A 15988-nucleotide genomic window follows, 5' to 3' on the forward strand; every position below is an offset into this window, starting at 1 on the left:
TCAGCCACAGCTGGGCAAATTCTTTTCCTGACGTTTGGCTTCGCCCCACAAGGCGTCCAATTCTTCGAGGGTGCAATCTTCCATGGGACGGTGGGTGTCGCGCAATGCCTGTTCGATAAATCGGAATCGTCGCTCGAACTTGCCGTTGGCGCCGCGCAAGGCCGTTTCCGGGTCCACTTTGAGGTGGCGAGCCAGATTAACCGCGCTGAACAGCAGGTCACCGATCTCGTCGCTGATGGCCGCAGAATCATTATCGGCCATGGCTTCAAGCACTTCGTCCAGCTCTTCCCGGACCTTGTCGAGCACCGGCAACGGACCGGGCCAATCGAAACCGACCTGGGCGGCACGCTTCTGCAATTTCGCCGAGCGCGACAGCGCCGGCAACGCAGCCGGCACATCGTCGAGCAACGACAATTGCTCAGGCACCGAGGCTTTTTCGGCACGCTCTTCTGCCTTGATCTCTTCCCAACGCTGCTTGACCTGTTCTTCGCTCAAGCGCGGCAGGTCCATGGGCGCATACAGATCACCGGTAGGAAACACATGGGGATGCCGGCGGATCAGCTTGCGAGTGATGCTGTCGACCACGCCGGCAAATTCGAAGCGGTTTTCTTCCCGGGCCAGTTGGCTGTAATACACCACCTGGAACAATAGATCGCCCAACTCGCCCTGCAAGTGATCGAAATCACCTCGCTCAATGGCATCGGCCACTTCGTAGGCTTCTTCCAGGGTATGGGGGACGATGGTTGCGTAGGTTTGCTTGATGTCCCACGGGCAGCCGTACTGCGGGTCGCGCAGGCGGTTCATCAGGTGGAGCAGGTCTTCGAGGCTGTACATCAATCCATCTCACGACATGAATCCCTGTGGGAGCGAGCCTGCTCGCGATAGCGGTGGGTCAGTCGACAGTGATGCGACTGAGCCGACGCCATCGCGAGCAGGCTCGCTCCCACACCGGACTGTGTTTAACAGTGCCCGCTCACCCCGGCGTCCGATTACGCCGGGTCTCGATGATGTTCGGCAACTGGGAAATCCGTCCCAGCAACCGTCCCAGTGCATCCAGCCCCGGAATTTCGATGGTCAGGGACATCAGCGCAGTGTTGTCTTCCTTGTTCGAGCGGGTGTTGACCGCCAGCACGTTGATCCGCTCATTGAGCAGCACCTGGGACACATCCCGCAGCAGGCCGGAACGGTCGTAGGCGCGGATGACGATGTCCACCGGGTAGGTGAGCACCGGCACCGGGCCCCAACTGACCTGGATGATCCGCTCCGGTTCACGACCGGCCAGTTGCAACACCGAGGCGCAGTCCTGGCGGTGGATACTCACGCCACGCCCCTGGGTGATGTAGCCAACGATCGCATCCCCCGGCAGTGGCTGGCAGCAGCCCGCCATCTGGGTCATCAGGTTGCCCACGCCCTGGATCTGGATATCGCCGCGCTTGCCGGGCTTGTAGCCGGTGGCCTTGCGTGGGATCAGCTCCAGTTGCTCGTTGCCGCGTTCCGGCTCCACCAGTTGCTGGGCCAGGTTGACCAGTTGTGCCAGGCGCAGGTCGCCGGCCCCGAGGGCGGCGAACATGTCTTCGGCGGTTTTCATGTTGGCCTTTTCGGCCAGCTTGTCGAAATCCACCTGCGGCAGGCCCAGGCGACTGAGCTCGCGCTCGATCAGGGTCTTGCCGGCGGCGACGTTCTGGTCGCGGGCCTGCAATTTGAACCAGTGGACGATTTTCGCCCGCGCCCGCGAGGTGGTGATATAGCCCAGGTTCGGGTTTAGCCAGTCGCGGCTCGGCGTGCCGTGCTTGCTGGTGATGATCTCGACCTGCTCACCGGTCTGCAGGCTGTAGTTGAGCGGCACGATCCGCCCGTTGATCTTGGCGCCACGGCAGTTGTGGCCGATCTCGGTGTGGACCCGGTAGGCGAAGTCCAGCGGCGTCGCGCCCTTGGGAAGGTCGATGGCGTGACCGTCGGGGGTGAAGATGTAGACCCGGTCCGGCTCGATATCGACCCGCAGCTGCTCCGCCAGGCCACCGATATCGCCCAGCTCTTCATGCCATTCAAGCACCTGGCGCAACCAGGAGATTTTCTCTTCGTAATGATTGGAGCTGGACTTGACGTCGGTGCCCTTGTATTTCCAGTGGGCGCATACGCCCAGCTCGGCTTCCTCGTGCATGGCGTGGGTGCGGATCTGCACTTCCAGCACCTTGCCCTCGGGGCCGATCACCGCGGTGTGCAGCGAGCGATAGCCGTTTTCCTTGGGGTTGGCGATGTAGTCGTCGAATTCCTTGGGAATGTGCCGCCACAAGGTATGGACGATCCCGAGCGCGGTGTAGCAGTCGCGCATTTCCGGAACCAGCACGCGAACGGCGCGAACGTCGTAGATCTGGCTGAACTCCAGGCCCTTGCGCTGCATTTTGCGCCAGATCGAGTAGATGTGCTTGGCCCGGCCGCTGATGTCGGCTTCCACGCCGGTGGCTTGCAATTCTTCGCGCAGTTGGGTCATCACGTCGGTGATGAAGCGCTCGCGGTCCAGGCGCCGCTCGTGCAGCAGCTTGGCGATCTGCTTGTACTGCTCCGGCTCCAGGTAGCGGAAGGAGAGGTCTTCCAGCTCCCACTTGATATGACCGATGCCGAGGCGGTGGGCCAGGGGCGCATAGATGTCGAACACTTCCCGGGCGACACGATTGCGCTTTTCGTCATCGGCGGCTTTGACGGCACGAATCGCGCAGGTACGTTCGGCGAGTTTGATCAGCGCGACGCGCACGTCGTCGACCATCGCCACCAGCATCTTGCGCAGGTTTTCCACCTGGCCCTGGGTGCCCAGCACCATGGAATGACGCGGGCTGAGACTGGCGCTGATGGCGGCCATGCGCAGCACGCCGTCGATCAGCTTGGCGACCACCGCGCCAAAACGCTGGCTGACCACCGGGAGCTGGATCTGGCCTTCGCGCACGCCACGATAAAGCACGGCGGCCACCAGCGAATCCTGGTCGAGCTTGAGGTCGGCAAGGATCTCGGCAATCTCCAGGCCCGTCTGGAAACTCGAGGTGCCTTCGGACCACAGGTTCTTCGCCGCGTTGTGTTGCTGCTCCGCCTCGCGAGCGAACTCGCAGGCGGCCTTCAAGGCTTCGCGATCCAGTGCCATGTCGATACTGACCGCGTGATCGAGCCAAGCCTCGAGATTGATACTGCCGTCGGTGTTGATCGGCTGGTGTGCTCTCACCTGTACCATCTTTACTTACCTTCCCTACGACGCAGATTCAATGCGTCAACATCGCTGACCTTCGCTGCCCGTGCTCCCGCGCAGGACTGAAGCGGGTTTGCACGAACGGATCAGTCGGACAAGCCATCCTGGCTCGCTTCAAATAACGCCATGGCCTCGACATGCGCCGTCTGAGGAAACATATCGAGAATCCCGGCACGTTTTAACCGGTAGCCCTGCTTGATCAATTCGACCGTATCCCGGGCCAAAGTTGCCGGGTTGCACGATACATAAACCAACCGTCCGGCGCCCAGGGACGCCAGCTTGCGCACCACCTCGAAAGCACCGTCACGGGGTGGGTCCAAGAGTACCGCAGAAAAGCCTTCGCCGATCCATTCGGCCCCTGCCAGAGGCTGGGATAAATCGGCCTGAAAAAAGGCAGTGTTATGCAAATTGTTGCTGAGCGCGTTGGCCGACGCACGGTCGACCATAGTCTGCACGCCTTCGACGGCGACCACTTGGCGCACTTGCCTGGCCAGCGGCAGGGCGAAGTTGCCCAACCCGCAGAACAGATCCAGCACCCGCTCCTCGGGTTTCGGGGCGAGCCATTGCAGCGCCTGGGCAATCATCGCCTCGTTGACGCCGGCGTTCACCTGGACGAAATCCCCCGGTCGATAAGCCAGGTCCAGATGCCAGGTGTCCAGGCGAAAGCCCAGGATCTGTTCCGGATCGACCGGTTGCGGCTCGCCCTCGCCATGCAGCCACAGCTGAGCCTGATGCAGCGCGCAAAAGTCCTTGAGGATCGTCAGGTCGGCTTCCGACAGCGGCGCCATGTGCCGCAGCAGCAGCGCCAGGGATGAACCTGCGAACAACTCCACATGACCCAACGCCTGGGGTTTGCTCAGGCGCCGGAGCATGTCCGGCAGGCCACTCATGATCGGCTGCAAGGGCTGTACCAGCACCGGGCAGTCACCAATAGCCACAATGTCCTGGCTGCCGACGGCGCGGAATCCCACTTCGAGTTTCTTCGCCTTCTGGTCCCAGCGCACCGCCACGCGGGCACGACGCCGATAGCCCAGCTCCGGTCCGCTCAACGGCGCGGCCCATTCCTGCGGTTCCACCCCGGCGACCCGCGACAACTGCTCGGCGAGCATGCGCTGTTTCAGGGCAAGTTGTTCTGCGTGGGGCAAATGCTGGACGCTGCAACCACCGCAACGACCGGCGTGGACGCACGGCGCCGGACGACGCAACTCACTGGGCAGGAACACTCGCTCGGTACGGGCTTCGACCACTTTGCCATGGGCACCCAGCACTCGCGCTTCAACTTCTTCGCCCGCCAGGGCACCAATGACAAACCAGGTGCGTCCGTCGACAAAGCCGATGCCGCGCCCGTCGTTCGCCAGGCGCTCGATGGTCAAGCGTTGCTTCTTACCGGTGGGCACTTGCGGGGCCCGGCTTCCGCCACTGGGCTGGAAACGCAGGCCTCTGTCTTGCCTGGCCATCAGTTGGGCGCGTCGAAAATGCCGGTCGACAGGTAACGGTCGCCGCGGTCGCAGATGATCGCGACGATCACCGCGTTTTCAACTTCCTTCGACAGGCGCAGCATTCCCGCCACTGCGCCGCCCGAAGACACACCACAGAAAATGCCTTCTTCGCGGGCCAACCGACGAGTCACGTCCTCGGCCTCGTGCTGGGCCATGTCGATGATGCGGTCCACGCGATCGGCCTGGTAGATCTTCGGCAGATACTCTTCGGGCCAGCGACGGATACCGGGGATGGCCGCGCCTTCCATCGGCTGCAGGCCGATGATCTGCACGTCCGGGCTCTGTTCTTTCAGATAGCGCGAAGTGCCCATGATGGTGCCGGTGGTGCCCATCGAGCTGACGAAATGAGTGATGGTGCCGCCCGTCTGGCGCCAGATCTCGGGGCCCGTGGTGGTGTAGTGGGCTTCTGGATTGTCGCCGTTGGCGAACTGGTCCAGCACCTTGCCACGGCCTTCGGCCTGCATGCGCTCGGCCAGATCCCGGGCGCCTTCCATGCCTTGCTCCTGGGTCACCAGGATCAACTCGGCACCGTAGGCGGTCATGGCGGCCTTGCGTTCGGCGCTGGAGTTGTCGGGCATGATCAGGATCATCTTGTAGCCCTTGATCGCCGCCGCCATGGCCAGGGCAATACCGGTGTTACCGGAGGTCGCCTCGATCAGCGTATCGCCCGGCTGGATCTGCCCACGCAGTTCGGCACGGGTGATCATCGACAACGCCGGTCGGTCCTTGACCGAACCCGCCGGGTTGTTTCCTTCGAGCTTGAGCAAAAGCGTGTTGCTGGTCTTGCCGGGCAAGCGCTGCAAACGAACCAGCGGAGTGTTGCCGACGCAATCGGCGATGGTGGGGTACTGCAAAGTCATGGCGTATTCGCAATCCGGGCTGCGGGGGCGCCTATCATACCGGCAAACCTTGCCAGGCCATATCACGCAAAGTGTGGTGGTTATGGTTTATGGGAATAAGGCACTGGAGACCACCACAAACCCGTGGCGAGGGAGCTTGCTCCCGCTGGGGTGCGAAGCGGCCCCCAATAAGTGCCCGACACCGCGGACTCAGGTTTGAGGGCTGCTGCGCAGCCCAGCGGGAGCAAGCTCCCTCGCCACAAGAGCCTCGTTCGATTGGCCTTTGCCGGCGGTATCGTTGGCCATCAGCCACAGATTCAACCGCAACCCTCGCTCACCATTTTCCGCCCACATCCGCCCGCCCTGGCGCTGCACCGCATTGCGCGCGATGCTCAGGCCCAGGCCGAAACCGCCATCGCCGGGACGGGAGCCATCGAGGCGGGTGAAAGGATCGAAGATGCGCCGCAGATCCTGCTCCGCCACCCCGCCGCCTTCGTCCTCCAGCCAAAGATGCCAGAACGCGCCTTCGCGTCGGCCATCCAGGCGCACGATGCCATCGGACGGGGAATGGCGGATGGCGTTGCGCAGGATATTTTCCAGGGCCTGGGCCAGGGTATTGAGGTTGCCCTGCACCCAACAGTCGGCCGCTACGGCGCAATGCAGTTGGCTGGCGGGCCAGGCACTTTCGTAGCAGGCATTTTCCGTGAGCATTTCCCACAACGCCTGGATCTGGATGGCTTCCCGGGGCAGCGGCGCACGGTCGGTGTCGAGCCAAGCCAGTTGCAAGGTGTCCTCCACCAACCGTTGCATGCCCTCGACTTCCCGGGCGACCCGTTCACGCAAGGGTTCTAGCCCTTGCTCGCTTTCGCTGGCGACCTGCAAGCGACTCAAGGGTGTGCGCAGTTCGTGGGACAGGTCGCGCAGCAGTTGCTGTTGCAGGATGACGGTCGATTGTAGCCGTTCGGCCATGTGATCGAACGCACGCCCCAATTCACCCAACTCATCGGTCCGGTTGGTCGTATGTCGGGGCAAGCGTACGTTCAATTGATCGGCCCGCCAGGCATTGGCCTGTTCGCGCAGTTGATTGAGCGGCACCACCAACAGGCGATACAGGCCCACACACAGCAGCAAGGTAAACAAACCAGGAATCACGCCATTGGTGATCACGCGCCAGAACAACCGGTACTGCCCAGGCAGGAAGCGCTCCGGCAGCTCGATCACCAGGCTGCCGACGGAAGGGTCGCTGGGAAACGGCACTCGAAGCCACGGACGGCCTCTCTTGTGGATGGGCCAGTCGAGGCCGCGCAGGAACGTCAGGCGCTGGATTTCACTGTCGGTCAGCGGGCGGTCGCCAAGGGATTGCAAGTCACTGCCGATCACGCCAACCCAACTCGCTTCGCGCTGTTGCATGCCTTGCAACCAGTGCTCGACGCCCGCCTGCTGGCCGGCATACCAGGCCTGCTCGGCCTCGGCGGCGTAACGGGTCAGCGTGCCGCGGGCTTCGTCCGAGAGGAACTGGTTGCGCACTTCCATGTAGCGGCCCCAGGACCAGCTCAACCAGATCATCAGCAAGCAGAACGCCACTAACAGGCATGCCAGTTTCCAGAACAGCGAATGCCGGCCCGGCAGGTCAGACCATTTCATCGTCAGCACTCAGTACGTAACCTTTGCCCCACACCGTGCGCACCTGGCGCGCACTGTAGCCGACGGCCTTCAGCTTGCGACGGATCTGGCTGACGTGCATGTCCAGGCTGCGGTCGTGGGGGGCGTAACCGCGTTGCAGGACATGCTGATAAAGGAAGGCCTTGCTCAACACTTCATCGCCGCTGCGATGCAGGACCTCCAACAAGCGGTATTCACTGCGGGTCAGCCCGGCCCATTGGCCGGCAACCTGCACATCACAGCGCTGTTCATCAAAATCCAGATCCACCGCCTGGCGTGGGATCGGCGTCGATGCCGGCCGCCGGTCCAGGGCGACACGGCGCAGAATGGCCTCGATGCGCACATGCAGCTCGACCATGCTGAAGGGCTTGGGCAAATAATCGTCGGCACCGAGACGAAAACCACTGATGCGATCCGCTTCAGCGCCCAGGGCCGACATCAGCAACACCGGCGTCGACTGCCGCTGACGCAGACGGGTGAGTACCGCGAGGCCGTCCAGGCCCGGCAGCAGGATGTCCATCAACACCACGTCGAAAACCTGACGACAGGCAATGTCCAGGCCTTCCTGGCCGTTCTGGCACCAGGTCACGTCAAAGCCGCTGCGGCCCAGGTGTTCATGTACATAGGCGCCCAGCACGGGATCGTCTTCGATGGACAGGATGCGGGGGTGGCCGGCGGAAGTGGGATTCATGACTATCTGCAAACAATTCTCAGTTGAGCGATTATTCAAGATCGACTTCCCAGAGGCAACCGCCGCTTGGCGCTTTGCAAAGAAGCATGGCGAGATGGATGCACTGCGACTTGAATTTTACGAAGATTGCCCGCTTGCAAATCGCTACACTGCGCAGGTATTGCGTGCCGGACGCGCGCAAAGCTCAATCAGACGGCTGGATGCAGGAGACAAAGCGTGCTCAAGAAACTGGGAATCAAAGGCCGCGTGCTGTTGCTGACCCTGTTGCCGACCAGCCTGATGGCGCTGGTCCTGGGCGGCTATTTCACCTGGATGCAGCAAGCGGACCTGCATGCCCAGTTGCTGCAACGTGGCGAAATGATCGCCGAACAACTGGCCCCGTTGGTCGCCCCGGCCCTGAGCCGCCAGGACACCGAACTGCTGGAGCGCATCGCCACCCAGTCGCTGGAGCAGACCGACGTGCGCGCCGTCACCTTCCTCGCGCCCGATCGCACCCCGCTGGCCCACGCCGGCCCGACCATGCTCAACCGGGCACCGGAGGGCAACAGCGCCCAGCTGCTGCAACGCACCGGTAACGACGCCACCCGCTACTTGCTGCCGGTATTCGGCAAGCATCGCAACCTGGCCGGCGAGCTGATTCCCGAAGAAGCCGACCGCCTGTTGGGCTGGGTCGAGCTGGAGTTGTCCCATAGCAGCATGTTGTTGCGTGGTTACCGCAGCCTCTTCGCCAGCCTGCTATTGATAGCCGCGGGCCTGGGCCTGACGGCGCTGCTGGCTCTGCGCATGGGCCGCACGATCAACCGGCCGCTGAGCCAGATCAAGCAAACCGTGGCGCAACTCAAGGACGGCCACCTGGAAACCCGCGTACCGCCGTTGGGCAGCCAGGAGCTGGACGAACTGGCCTCGGGCATCAATCGCATGGCCGGCACCCTGCAGAACGCCCAGGAAGAACTGCAACACAGCATCGACCAGGCCACCGAAGACGTGCGCCAGAACCTGGAAACCATCGAGATCCAGAACATCGAGCTGGACTTGGCACGCAAGGAAGCCCTGGAAGCGAGCCGGATCAAATCCGAGTTCCTGGCCAACATGAGCCATGAGATCCGCACCCCGCTCAACGGCATCCTCGGCTTTACCCATTTATTGCAGAAAAGCGAGCTGACCCCGCGCCAGCTCGACTACCTGGGCACCATCGAAAAATCTGCCGACAGTCTGTTGGGCATCATCAACGAGATCCTCGACTTCTCGAAGATTGAGGCCGGCAAGCTGGTGCTCGACAGCATTCCGTTCAACCTGCGGGACCTGTTACAGGACACCCTGACCATCCTCGCCCCCGCCGCTCACGCCAAACAGCTGGAGCTGGTCAGCCTTGTCTACCGCGACACGCCGCTGTCGCTGGTGGGCGATCCGCTGCGGCTCAAGCAGATCCTCACCAACCTGGTGAGCAACGCCATCAAGTTCACCCGCGAGGGCACCATCGTCGCCCGGGCCATGCTGGAAGACGAACACGAGGACAGCGTGCAACTGCGCATCAGCGTCCAGGACACCGGCATCGGCCTGTCCAACCAGGATGTGCGGGCGTTGTTCCAGGCGTTCAGCCAGGCTGACAATTCGCTGTCCCGGCAACCGGGCGGCACCGGCCTGGGCCTGGTGATTTCCAAGCGCCTGGTGGAACAGATGGGCGGTGAGATTGGCGTCGACAGCACACCGGGCGAAGGCTCGGAGTTCTGGATCAGCCTGCGCCTGCCCAAGACCCGCGACGACGCCGAGGACCTGCCCGGGCCGCCGTTGCTGGGCCGCCGTGTCGCGGTACTGGAAAACCATGAACTGGCGCGCCAGGCTTTGCAGCACCAACTGGAAGACTGCGGGTTGCAAGTGACCCCGTTCAACTCCCTGGAGAACCTGACCAACGGCGTGACTATCGCCCACCAGACCGATCAGGCGATTGACCTGGCCGTGCTCGGCATCACCAGCAACGACATGCCACCGGAGCGTCTCAACCAGCACATCTGGGACCTCGAACACCTGGGCTGCAAAGTACTGGTGCTGTGCCCCACTACCGAACAGACGCTCTACCACCTCTCGGTCCCCAATCCCCACAGCCAGTTGCAGGCCAAGCCGGCCTGTACACGCAAATTGCGCCGCTCGCTGTCGGATCTGGTCAACCCGCGCCCTACTCGCAGCGAACCCAGCGAACCGGTGGCCAGCCGTGCGCCCAAAGTGCTGTGCGTGGACGACAACCCGGCCAACCTGCTCCTGGTGCAAACCCTGCTCGAAGACATGGGCGCCAAGGTCCTGGCGGTTGAAAGTGGTTATGCAGCGGTCAAGGCCGTGCAGAAGGAAACCTTCGATCTGGTGTTGATGGACGTGCAGATGCCCGGCATGGACGGACGCCAGAGCACCGAGGCGATCCGCCAGTGGGAAAGCGAGCGGCACTGCACGCCGCTGCCGATTGTCGCCCTCACCGCCCATGCCATGGCCAACGAAAAGCGCGCCCTGCTGCAAAGCGGCATGGACGACTACCTGACCAAGCCCATCAGCGAACGGCAATTGGCCCAGGTGGTACTCAAATGGACCGGACTGGCGTTGCGCAACCAGTCGCCGGAGCGCAGCAACGAGAACCAGGGCAGCGGCGAACTGCTGGTGCTTGACCACGAAGAAGGCCTGCGCCTGGCCGCTGGCAAGGCCGACCTGGCGGCGGACATGCTGGCGATGTTGCTGGCGTCCCTGGAAGCCGACCGCGAAGCGATCCGCCAGGCCAGCGAGGCCAATGATCACAACGCCCTGATCGAACGGGTCCACCGCCTGCACGGCGCCACCCGCTACTGCGGCGTACCGCAGTTGCGGGCCGCCTGCCAACGCAGCGAAACCTTGCTCAAGCAACAGGACCCGAAAGCCGCCGCCGCCCTGGAAGAGCTGGAGCGTGCCATCAACCGGCTCGCCAGCGAGGCTCGTATCAGCGCCTGACCCAGGGCAATAATCGTCGGCACAATCGCGGCTAAGCTGATGGCATCCCAGCTTCAGGAGGCCGCCATGCGCGTGATTCTTTTCAGCAGCCAGACCTACGACCGCGACAGTTTCACCCAGGCATCGAACCCCGCCGGCCTGGAACTTCAATTCCAACCCGCACGGCTGGACCTGGACACCGTGACCCTGGCCGAACGGCATGAGGTGGTCTGTGCGTTCATCAACGACGACCTCAGCGCCCCGGTGCTGGAGCGGCTGGCGCACGGCGGGACCCGGTTGATCGCCCTGCGCTCGGCCGGCTACAACCATGTCGACCTGGGCGCGGCCAAGCGCCTGGGATTGAGCATCGTCCGGGTGCCGGCCTACTCGCCCCATGCGGTGGCCGAACATGCGGTGGCGTTGATCATGGCCCTCAACCGCTGCCTGCATCGCGCCTACAACCGCACCCGGGACGGCAACTTCAGCCTCCACGGGCTCACCGGTTTCGACCTGGTGGGCAAGACAGTCGGCGTGGTCGGCACCGGGCAGATCGGCGCGACGTTCGCCCGGATCATGGCCGGCTTCGGTTGCCGCTTGCTCGCCTACGATCCCTACCCCAGTCCGCAGGTCGAAGCCCTGGGCGCCCGCTACTTGCCCTTGGCCGAGCTGCTGGAGCAAGCGCAGATCATCAGCCTGCACTGCCCGCTCAACGAACAGAGCCGCCACCTGATCAACGCACGCTCACTGGCGGCCATGCAACGCGGCGCCATGCTGATCAACACCGGGCGCGGCGGTCTGGTGGACACTCCCGCCCTGATCGAGGCCCTGAAAAGCGGCCGCTTGGGCTATCTCGGCCTGGACGTGTACGAGGAAGAGGCCCAGCTGTTTTTCCAGGACCGCTCCGACCAGCCGTTGCAGGATGACGTATTGGCGCGGCTACTGACCTTTCCCAACGTGGTGATCACTGCCCACCAGGCGTTCCTGACGCATGAAGCGTTGGCTGCAATTGCCAGGACCACCCTGGAGAATATTGCTGCCTGGGCGGCCGGCGCGCCGCAGAATCTGGTGGAAAGCTGAGCTGCTATTCAGCCAACACACCCCCTGTGGGATTTGTACCGACATCAAATCCGCGCAAACACTTGGAACAACTGTGGGAGCGAGCCTGCTCGCGATAGCGATCCATCAGTTGACATAAATGTGACTGATTCACCGCTATCGCGAGCAGGCTCGCTCCCACAGGGGCTTTCGTCGCCTGACCATCATCCGGCCTGCCCCAACCCATCCCCCGTGCTAGCATGTCCCGCCTATTTGGAGGACCCATGGCCGAACACGATTTCCGCTACACCCTGATGAACCCGCAGCACACCCTGACCGAAGTCCGCGCCCTGGCGCCGGGCCGCTATCAGGTCACCGGCAATGGCGGCTCGATCCAGACCAACGACGTACTGCTCGTCACCTTGAAGGGCAGCAAGGACCTGTCCATGCGCCTGACCGTTGACACCGTTCGGCACCTGCTCAAGCCCATTGGCCGATGGACCGCCATGACCACCGGCCCGGTGTTCGGCGAACTGGCGATTCATACCTGGCAGGTCAATTGCGACGGCTGTGCCAAAACCTTGAACTTCGAATTCGCCGTTGATGCCAAGCTCGGCGTCAAGGCACAGAAACCCGCCGCCAACGCACGCATCGCCGAGCTGGGCTGGAGCATCCTAGGTGAAAAACACCTGTGCCCTAAATGCCAGGAAGCCGCCTGATGAAACGTCTGGCCCTGTGCGCGTTGATCGGCATGAGCCTGCTGGGCTGTGCTGCGCAACCGGTGCAGTTGCAGCAGAATCGCAGCTACATCCTGGAGTGGATCGGCGAACGACCGCTGATGGATTACAGCCACCTGACCATCACGCTTGGCGATGACGGCCGGGCCTATGGCAACGCCGGCTGCAATCACTGGTTCGCGCCCTACACCCTGGAAGGCCGCAACCTGAGCTTCGGCAAGATCGGCAGCACCCGTAAACTCTGCGGTCCGGCCGTGATGGAACAGGAAGGCCGCTTCTTGCAGGCGCTGGAAAAGGTCGAGCGCTGGGACGTCTCGCCCACCGAGCAGATTCGCTTCTGGCCCGCCCAGGGCAAGCCGTTGCGTTGGTGGTTGGAAGAGGGCTGAGGCCTGGGCCCTCCAGACACACCTGTGTGGGCCAGGAGGACAGGTTCAGCCCTGTGGCGAGGGAGCTTGCTCCCGCTGGGTTGCGAAGCGGCCCCCGGGGGCATCTGTCACGTTGATACATCAGACAGAATGCAGGGGCCTGCTGCGCAGTCCAGCGGGAGCAAGCTCCCTCGCCACAAAGGCGCTCATCCTCACAAAAAGCCTCCATCTCACATAGCAATCACTTGATTGCCTGCAACGCCTCCAGCTTCGCCATCACCCCCGCCGCCGTCTGCTCCCCCAACAGTTGCTCGCGCAGCTTGCCCTGGTTGTCGATGATGTAGGTCACCGGCAGCCCTTCGCTGCGCAGCAGGTCGAAAAACTCGGCGGGATCGCGGGCCAGCACGGTGAAACGGATGCCCATTTTCTCGCTGACGCTCTTGAGCTCTTCACCCTGCACCTGATCGAAGTTGACCCCGAACACCCCGACGTTGCGTCCCTTGAGCTGCTCGGCCAAGGCATTGAACTCAGGAATTTCGGTCCGGCATGGCGCGCACCACTCCGCCCAGTAGTTGAGCACCAGCCATTGTTTGTCCAGCCGCTGGGAGGCAATGGGCTGGCCGTTCTGGTCCACCCCGTAATCATTCCCGCAGCCGGCCAGTAACAGAATGCCGATCAATGTCAGTGCCGTGGTCAATCGCCTTGCCATGTGCCAGTCCTTGTCTGAATGTAAAAACTGCCGCCACCCATCGGCCGATCTCAACGTGCCGGGTGCCTCGCGGCACAGTAGAATAGCCGCCACCTTACGCAAGATGCGACCCGCTCATGACTGATCTGACGCTTTATCACAACCCGCGCTGCTCCAAATCCCGCGGTGCGCTGGAACTGTTGGAGGCCCGGGGCCTGACGCCCACCGTGGTCCGTTACCTGGAAACCCCGCTCGACGCCACTGAACTCGAACGCCTGCTGGGCAAGCTCGGTATCAGCGCCCGGCAACTGCTGCGCACCGGCGAAGACGAATACACGACCCTGAACCTGGCCGACCAGGACCTGAGCCAGGCCCAGTTGATCGCCGCCATCGCCGCCCACCCGAAACTCATGGAGCGGCCAATCCTGGAAACCGCTGACAAGGCCGTGATCGGTCGGCCACCTGAGAAAATCCTGGAGATCCTGCCGTGAGCACACCGTACATCCTGGTGTTGTATTACAGCCGCGGTGGCGCCACCAACGAGATGGCCCGGCAGATCGCCCGCGGGGTCGAGCAGGCCGGGCTGGAAGCCAGGCTGCGGACAGTGCCGGCGGTTTCTACCGAATGCGAAGCCGTTTCCCCGGACATCCCCGAGCAAGGCCCGCTCTACGCCAGCCTCGATGACTTGAAGAACTGCGCCGGCTTGGCCCTGGGCAGCCCGACCCGTTTCGGCAACATGGCCGCGCCACTGAAGTATTTCCTCGACGGCACCAGTAACCTCTGGCTGACCGGCGCCCTGGTGGGCAAGCCGGCCGGGGTCTTCACCTCCACCGCGAGCCTGCACGGCGGCCAGGAAACTACCCTGTTGTCGATGATGCTGCCACTGCTGCACCACGGCATGCTGATTACCGGCCTGCCCTACAGCGAATCGGCGCTGATCGACACCCAGGGCGGCGGCACGCCTTATGGCCCGAGCCATCACGCCGGGGCCGATGGCAAGAGCGGCTTGAACGAGCATGAAATCACGCTGTGCCGGGCACTGGGCTCGCGCCTGGCAAAAACCGCGCAATTGCTGGAGAAGGGCCGTGGCTAAGAAGCCGAAGATTCTGCCGCCCATCCCGTGGCTGCAACCGCGCGTGCGCATCGCCCGCATCCTGAGCCTGTTGTGCTATTTCGGCCTGGTGGGATTGCTCAGCGCTTATTACCTGCTGATCGCCGACCTGCACGGTGCCCGGCCCTGGGTGATCCTGCTGATCGAACTGGTGCCGCTGCTGATCCTGGCGCCAGGCATGCTCAGCGGCAGCGCCCGCGGGCATTCGTGGATGTGCTTTGTGGTGAACCTGTACTTCATCAAGGGCGCGCTGGCGGTCTACGACCCGAGCCGGCAGTGGTTCGGCGTGCTGGAAATGGCCGCGAGCGTGGCAGTGTTCTGCTCGGCCTTGTTGTATGTGCGGTGGCGGTTTCAGTTGAACCGCAGGCTTGCCGGGGAAGGTGAGATTTCCGTCGCCTGATAGATCGTCATCGCGAGCAGGCTCGCTCCCACATTGGATCGGTGGCGTTCACAAGTCCCCTGTGGGAGCGAGCCTGCTCGCGATAGGCGCGATGCGGTTTCAATGATTCACTGTATAAGCCAGCATCATCGAAATCTGGCTCATCGGCCGCCCGCCGCTCTCCTCATACCAACGGTTGAAGGCATTCTGCACCGTCGCCAGGTCACGCAGGCTGGTGGGCACTTTGTCGATGATTTCCTGGGCGTTGAGCGCCGCCACCACGTCATAGCTGGGCACGAAGGTGTCCTTGCCCATCATCCGCAGGAAGCGTGGCGCTGAAAGACCGCCCAGTTGGTGGCCGTGTTTTTTCAGGTAGGTCCACAGGCCAACGATGTCGGTCACCGGCCAGTCGGCAATCAGCGCGCCGAAACTGCCCTTTTCGTGGGCCACGTCCAGGATCAACTGCGCATTGCGCGGCACGCTCTTGAGCTTGCCCAGGTGCCGGATGATCCGCGCGTCCTGCATCAGCCGCTCCAGGTGTTCGGCGCTCATCAACACGACTTTTTCCGGGTCGAACTTGAAGAACACTTCCTCGAATGCCGGCCATTTGGCGTCCACCAGGCTGTGCTTGAGCCCGGCGCGAAATACTCGCAACGCCATGGTCGAGAGGTAACGGTCATCGCTGATCTTGCGCAGTTGCGCCGGCGTCTTGGGCACCGGCAGGTGGGCTTCTAGTTCAGCCGCCGAACCGAAGCGGTTCAGACAATACTCGTGCAGCCACTTGTAATCGCGCATGCCCTC

General features: G+C 62.9%; 16 protein-coding genes. 8 read left to right on the plus strand and 8 right to left on the minus strand.

From position 1 onward, the window contains the following. From mazG to ACLEJQ_RS11095, 6 genes are all read right to left on the minus strand, one after another. Positions 1–834: a nucleoside triphosphate pyrophosphohydrolase gene (mazG, locus tag ACLEJQ_RS11070; RefSeq protein ID WP_440794869.1), complete on the minus strand. Its 834-nt coding sequence runs from the start codon at positions 832–834 to the stop codon at positions 1–3. Between the two features lie 139 nt (positions 835–973). Next, positions 974–3220, minus strand: coding sequence for a GTP diphosphokinase (gene relA, locus ACLEJQ_RS11075; protein WP_440794871.1), 2247 nt, complete (start codon positions 3218–3220; stop codon positions 974–976). A 101-nt stretch (positions 3221–3321) separates the two neighbouring features. Then, positions 3322–4692: a 23S rRNA (uracil(1939)-C(5))-methyltransferase RlmD gene (rlmD, locus tag ACLEJQ_RS11080; RefSeq protein WP_440794873.1), complete on the minus strand. Its 1371-nt coding sequence runs from the start codon at positions 4690–4692 to the stop codon at positions 3322–3324. Beyond that, a complete protein-coding gene (gene cysM, locus ACLEJQ_RS11085) occupies positions 4692–5594 on the minus strand; it encodes a cysteine synthase CysM (RefSeq protein WP_440794875.1) in 903 nt (300 codons plus the stop codon). The genes rlmD and cysM overlap by 1 nt, the downstream gene beginning before the upstream one ends. 189 nt (positions 5595–5783) lie before the next feature. Next, entirely contained in the window at positions 5784–7217 is a 1434-nt protein-coding gene (locus tag ACLEJQ_RS11090; RefSeq protein WP_440794877.1) for a histidine kinase sensor domain-containing protein, read from the minus strand. Continuing rightward, complete coding sequence (locus tag ACLEJQ_RS11095) at positions 7204–7926, minus strand: response regulator transcription factor (protein WP_440794879.1); 723 nt, start codon at positions 7924–7926, stop codon at positions 7204–7206. The genes ACLEJQ_RS11090 and ACLEJQ_RS11095 overlap by 14 nt, the downstream gene beginning before the upstream one ends. Here ACLEJQ_RS11095 and ACLEJQ_RS11100 point away from each other — a divergent pair. From ACLEJQ_RS11100 to ACLEJQ_RS11120, 5 genes are all read left to right on the plus strand, one after another. Beyond that, positions 7925–8185, plus strand: coding sequence for a hypothetical protein (locus ACLEJQ_RS11100; protein ID WP_440794881.1), 261 nt, complete (start codon positions 7925–7927; stop codon positions 8183–8185). The two genes, ACLEJQ_RS11095 and ACLEJQ_RS11100, sit on opposite strands and share 2 nt — an antisense overlap. Continuing rightward, entirely contained in the window at positions 8143–10893 is a 2751-nt protein-coding gene (locus ACLEJQ_RS11105; protein ID WP_440794883.1) for a response regulator, read from the plus strand. The genes ACLEJQ_RS11100 and ACLEJQ_RS11105 overlap by 43 nt, the downstream gene beginning before the upstream one ends. Positions 10894–10959: 66 nt before the next feature. Beyond that, positions 10960–11949, plus strand: coding sequence for a 2-hydroxyacid dehydrogenase (locus tag ACLEJQ_RS11110; RefSeq protein WP_440794885.1), 990 nt, complete (start codon positions 10960–10962; stop codon positions 11947–11949). Positions 11950–12191: 242 nt separating this feature from the next. Further along, positions 12192–12626, plus strand: a complete 435-nt coding sequence (locus ACLEJQ_RS11115) for a hypothetical protein (protein WP_440794886.1) — start codon at positions 12192–12194, stop codon at positions 12624–12626. Continuing rightward, positions 12626–13030, plus strand: a complete 405-nt coding sequence (locus ACLEJQ_RS11120; RefSeq protein ID WP_440794888.1) for an META domain-containing protein — start codon at positions 12626–12628, stop codon at positions 13028–13030. The genes ACLEJQ_RS11115 and ACLEJQ_RS11120 overlap by 1 nt, the downstream gene beginning before the upstream one ends. 220 nt (positions 13031–13250) lie before the next feature. Here ACLEJQ_RS11120 and ACLEJQ_RS11125 read toward each other — a convergent pair whose 3' ends face one another. After that, a complete protein-coding gene (locus tag ACLEJQ_RS11125) occupies positions 13251–13718 on the minus strand; it encodes a TlpA disulfide reductase family protein (protein WP_440794890.1) in 468 nt (155 codons plus the stop codon). Positions 13719–13834: 116 nt separating this feature from the next. Here ACLEJQ_RS11125 and arsC point away from each other — a divergent pair, with 116 nt between their 5' ends. The 3 genes from arsC to ACLEJQ_RS11140 are packed head-to-tail and all read left to right on the plus strand — an operon-like array spanning position 13835 to position 15208. Continuing rightward, positions 13835–14188: an arsenate reductase (glutaredoxin) gene (gene arsC, locus ACLEJQ_RS11130; RefSeq protein ID WP_440794892.1), complete on the plus strand. Its 354-nt coding sequence runs from the start codon at positions 13835–13837 to the stop codon at positions 14186–14188. Then, on the plus strand, positions 14185–14790 hold the full coding sequence (gene wrbA / locus ACLEJQ_RS11135) for an NAD(P)H:quinone oxidoreductase (RefSeq protein WP_440794894.1): 606 nt from the start codon (positions 14185–14187) through the stop codon (positions 14788–14790). Before arsC ends, wrbA begins: the two co-directional genes overlap by 4 nt. Next, positions 14783–15208, plus strand: a complete 426-nt coding sequence (locus tag ACLEJQ_RS11140; RefSeq protein ID WP_440794896.1) for a DUF2069 domain-containing protein — start codon at positions 14783–14785, stop codon at positions 15206–15208. Before wrbA ends, ACLEJQ_RS11140 begins: the two co-directional genes overlap by 8 nt. A 99-nt stretch (positions 15209–15307) precedes the next feature. Here the strand turns inward: ACLEJQ_RS11140 and ACLEJQ_RS11145 are convergent, their stop codons facing one another. Next, on the minus strand, positions 15308–15982 hold the full coding sequence (locus ACLEJQ_RS11145; RefSeq protein ID WP_440794897.1) for a DNA-3-methyladenine glycosylase I: 675 nt from the start codon (positions 15980–15982) through the stop codon (positions 15308–15310). Between the last annotated feature and the right edge of the window lie 6 nt (positions 15983–15988).

It is taken from the genome of Pseudomonas sp. SMV71, from assembly GCF_052042015.1.
GTDB lineage: Bacteria > Pseudomonadota > Gammaproteobacteria > Pseudomonadales > Pseudomonadaceae > Aquipseudomonas.

What these genes read in the sequence shown, in the direction of transcription:
- mazG (WP_440794869.1), bottom strand. Translation starts at nt 834, where the DNA reads ATGTACAGCCTCGAAGACCTGCTCCACCTGATGAACCGCCTGCGCGAC.
- relA (WP_440794871.1), bottom strand. Translation starts at nt 3,220, where the DNA reads ATGGTACAGGTGAGAGCACACCAGCCGATCAACACCGACGGCAGTATC.
- rlmD (WP_440794873.1), bottom strand. Translation starts at nt 4,692, where the DNA reads ATGGCCAGGCAAGACAGAGGCCTGCGTTTCCAGCCCAGTGGCGGAAGC.
- cysM (WP_440794875.1), bottom strand. Translation starts at nt 5,594, where the DNA reads ATGACTTTGCAGTACCCCACCATCGCCGATTGCGTCGGCAACACTCCG.
- ACLEJQ_RS11090 (WP_440794877.1), bottom strand. Translation starts at nt 7,217, where the DNA reads ATGAAATGGTCTGACCTGCCGGGCCGGCATTCGCTGTTCTGGAAACTG.
- ACLEJQ_RS11100 (WP_440794881.1), top strand. Translation starts at nt 7,925, where the DNA reads ATGACTATCTGCAAACAATTCTCAGTTGAGCGATTATTCAAGATCGAC.
- ACLEJQ_RS11095 (WP_440794879.1), bottom strand. Translation starts at nt 7,926, where the DNA reads ATGAATCCCACTTCCGCCGGCCACCCCCGCATCCTGTCCATCGAAGAC.
- ACLEJQ_RS11110 (WP_440794885.1), top strand. Translation starts at nt 10,960, where the DNA reads ATGCGCGTGATTCTTTTCAGCAGCCAGACCTACGACCGCGACAGTTTC.
- ACLEJQ_RS11115 (WP_440794886.1), top strand. Translation starts at nt 12,192, where the DNA reads ATGGCCGAACACGATTTCCGCTACACCCTGATGAACCCGCAGCACACC.
- ACLEJQ_RS11120 (WP_440794888.1), top strand. Translation starts at nt 12,626, where the DNA reads ATGAAACGTCTGGCCCTGTGCGCGTTGATCGGCATGAGCCTGCTGGGC.
- ACLEJQ_RS11125 (WP_440794890.1), bottom strand. Translation starts at nt 13,718, where the DNA reads ATGGCAAGGCGATTGACCACGGCACTGACATTGATCGGCATTCTGTTA.
- arsC (WP_440794892.1), top strand. Translation starts at nt 13,835, where the DNA reads ATGACTGATCTGACGCTTTATCACAACCCGCGCTGCTCCAAATCCCGC.
- ACLEJQ_RS11145 (WP_440794897.1), bottom strand. Translation starts at nt 15,982, where the DNA reads ATGCGCGATTACAAGTGGCTGCACGAGTATTGTCTGAACCGCTTCGGT.